A 2682-nucleotide genomic window follows, 5' to 3' on the forward strand; every position below is an offset into this window, starting at 1 on the left:
CCGACGGCTGGCTGAACAGCCGGACGAGCGACGGCGTCGACTTCGCCGAGATGGCGGAGGCCGAGCGCATCGGCGCCGGGGTCGACGGTGGCTGATCCGCAATCCGTGCTGCCGCCCGGCTACACCGAGCACGACGTCGAGCGGCTCGTTCCCGAGCACCACTCCGGCCACCGCAGCGACTTCGCGCGGGACCGCGCACGCGTCCTGCACTCGAGCGGTTGGCGGCGGCTCGCCGCGAAGACCCAGGTGCTCAGCCCCACCGCCGGCATCGACTTCGCCCGCAACCGGCTGACCCATTCGCTCGAGGTCGCGCAGATCGGACGCGAGCTCGCGGTCTCGCTCGGGCTCGCGCAGGACGTCGTCGACACGGCGTGCCTCGCGCACGACCTCGGGCACCCGCCCTTCGGGCACAACGGGGAGCGCGCGCTCAACGCCTGGATGGTCGACTTCGGGGGCTTCGAGGGCAACGCGCAGACCCTGCGGATCCTCGCCCGGCTCGAGCCGAAGCGCTTCGACCGCGCGGGGAACAGCGTCGGCCTGAACCTGACCCGTGCCACGCTCGACGCGAGTTGCAAGTACCCATGGCCGCTCGCGGAGGCCGCAGCGGGCAGCGTCAAGTTCGGCTACTTCGACGACGACGCGCCCGTGTTCGCGTGGCTCCGCGAGGGCGCCGACGGGCGGCGGAAGTGCGTCGAGGCGCAGGTCATGGATCTCAGCGACGACATGGCCTACTCGGTGCACGACTTCGAGGACGCGGTCGTGGGCGGCTTCATCGATCCCGAGCTGCTCACGGCACGCGCGGGACACGCGACGCTGATCCGAGCGGTCGCCGCCTGGGCCGGGGAGTCCTTCGCCGAGGCGGAGCTCGCCGAGGCGTACGAACGCATCGCGGCCGCACCCACCTGGCTGACGCGGTGGGAGGGCTCGCGCCGCGACCTCGCCCAGCTGAAGAACTTCACGAGCGCCATGATCGGCCGCTTCGCCCGAGCGGCGATCGCGGCCACGATCGATGCCGCCGCCGGTCGGCCGCTCGCCCGCTACGGGGCCGACGTCGTCGTGCCGCGCGAGGTGCGCGCCGAGATCGCCGTGCTGAAGGGCATCGTCGCCGCATACGTCATGGAGATCGATCGCCGGCAGCCGATCTACCGCCGGCAGCGGAATCTGCTCGCCGAGCTGCTCGAGACGCTCTGGGCGAGCGAAGGATCCGACCTCGAACCCGCGTTCGCCGCGGACTATCGCGCCGCACGCAGTGAGGCGGATGCGCGACGCGCCGTGGTCGACCAGGTGGCCTCGCTCACCGACCAGGGCGCGATCGCCTGGTACGACCGGCTCTGCGCCGTGCCGCTGGTCTAGACTTCCGCTATGGCCGGCCGGATCAAAGCTACTGACATCGAAGAGGTGAAGCAGCGCACGAATCTGGCGGACCTGGTGGGGGACTACGTGGCGCTGAAATCGGCCGGCGTCGACTCGATGAAGGGCCTCTGCCCGTTCCACGACGAGCGCAGCCCGAGCTTCCACGTGCGCCCCGGGCTCGGCTACTACCACTGCTTCGGCTGCGGCGAGTCGGGCGACGCGATCAGCTTCCTCCAGCGGATGGACCACCTCACGTTCACGGAGTCGGTCGAGCGGCTCGCGGCCCGCATCAACTACGTGCTCACCTACGAGGAGGGCGGCGACCGTCGGCAGCAGGACGGGCCCAACCGGGTGCGGCTGCTCGCGGCGAACCAGGCCGCCGCCGCGTACTTCGTGCAGCACCTCGCCGGCGAGGAGGGCGCGACCGCGCGAACCTTCCTCACCGAGCGCGGCTTCGATCAGGCGGCGTGCGAGACCTTCGGCGTCGGCTACGCGCCGCGCGGCTGGGACGGGCTGTCGAAGCACCTCACCGCGCAGGGCTACAACCGTCAGGAGCTCACGGCAGCCGGTCTTGTCTCCGAGGGCCAGCGCGGCGTCTACGACCGGTTCCGCGGCCGGGTGATCTGGCCGATCCGCGACACCAGCGGGCAGACCATCGGCTTCGGCGCCCGCAAGCTCTACGAGGACGACAACGGCCCGAAGTATCTGAACACCCCTGAGACCCCGGTCTATCACAAGGCCCAGGTGCTCTACGGGCTCGACCTCGCGAAGAAGGCGATCTCTCGGGGCCGACGCGCGGTCGTCGTCGAGGGCTACACCGATGTGATGGCCTGCCACCTGGCGGGGGAGGAAGCGGCGGTAGCCACCTGCGGCACGGCGTTCGGCAAGGACCACATCTCGGTGCTGCGCCGGATCATGGGGGATGACGCGGCCGCCGAGGTGATCTTCACCTTCGACCCCGACGAGGCCGGGCAGAAAGCCGCCCTGCGCGCGTTCAGCGAAGAGCGGCGCTTCACCGCGCAGACCTACGTCGCCGTCGCGCCCGACGGGCTCGATCCCGCAGACCTCCGCCTGCATCGCGGGGACGAGGCCGTGCGCGAGATCTTCAGCCGCAAGGTGCCGCTCTTCGAGTTCGCGCTGCGGCAGGCCGTCGGCCGCTTCGATCTGAACAGCGTCGAGGGGCGGGTCTCGGCGCTGCGCGAGGCCGCCCCGATCATCGCCGAGATCAAGGATCCCGCGCTCCGGCCCGGGTACGCGCGCGAGCTCGCGCGGATGCTCGGCACCGACCTCGCGGAGGTGCAGCAGGCGGTCCGGGCAGCCGGCTCGGGG

2 protein-coding genes are annotated in these 2682 nt (G+C 71.3%); both read left to right on the forward strand.

The annotated features are described in order from the left end of the window. Positions 1–87 precede the first annotated feature (87 nt). A complete protein-coding gene (locus ACFPZL_RS12090; protein WP_218116405.1) occupies positions 88–1353 on the forward strand; it encodes a deoxyguanosinetriphosphate triphosphohydrolase in 1266 nt (421 codons plus the stop codon). Positions 1354–1362: 9 nt separating this feature from the next. Then, positions 1363–2682 (forward strand): DNA primase (gene dnaG / locus ACFPZL_RS12095; protein WP_382335602.1); only part of this gene is annotated, 1320 nt, incomplete at its 3' end.

Source organism: Leucobacter soli (assembly GCF_042659205.1).
GTDB classification, from domain to species: domain Bacteria; phylum Actinomycetota; class Actinomycetes; order Actinomycetales; family Microbacteriaceae; genus Leucobacter; species Leucobacter soli.